The organism is Bartonella sp. AA86SXKL, from assembly GCF_042196885.1.
Window position 1 is genome coordinate 1 of sequence record NZ_JBHIRE010000322.1, and the last position, 714, is coordinate 714.

A 714-nucleotide genomic window follows, 5' to 3' on the forward strand; every position below is an offset into this window, starting at 1 on the left:
CATGTTATGATCATGGCTGCTGTAACCGCAAATGGAAAAACCGTCCTCGAAAATGCTGCTTGTGAACCTGAAGTGACAAACCTTGTTCAAGCCCTTAATGCAATGGGCGCAAAAATAACCGGTGAAGGAACAACAATTCTTACCATCGAAGGCGTTCAAAAACTTAACGGAGCAAGAATATCTGTCATCCCTGACCGAATTGAAGCCGGAACTTATGCAATGGCTGTTGCTATGACTGGGGGGGATGTGATGCTCAAAAATGCTAACCCTCACCATCTTACACAAGTGCTTGAGATCCTCCAAAAAACTGGACTTGATATCGAAATCAAACCTCAAGGAATTCATCTTAAAAGAAATTTACGCCAAACAAAAATAATGCCCGTTGATATTAAAACAGGTCCTTATCCGGCTTTTCCAACGGATCTCCAAGCCCAATTCATGGCTCTGATGACCCGCGCTCAGGGAATCTCTCATATTACCGAAACAATTTTCGAAAATCGCTTTATGCATGTGCAGGAACTCAATCGTTTGGGTGCGAAAATAAAGCTCGATGGTCAGACGGCAACCGTCTTTGGAACAGAGCACCTACAAGGTGCGCCGGTAATGGCAACCGATTTGCGTGCTTCTGTCTCTCTTGTGATTGCTGCACTCGCTGCAAAGGGAAAAACGACCGTTAATCGCGTGTATCATCTTGATCGTGGGTTTGAAAGGTTG

Annotated in this window: 1 protein-coding gene; it reads left to right on the forward strand. The window is 44.7% G+C overall.

Annotated elements, in window-relative coordinates; all coding sequences use genetic code 11:
* On the forward strand, positions 1-714 hold a 714-nt coding region (locus ACFIO5_RS11795), incomplete at both ends, for a UDP-N-acetylglucosamine 1-carboxyvinyltransferase (RefSeq protein WP_375705511.1).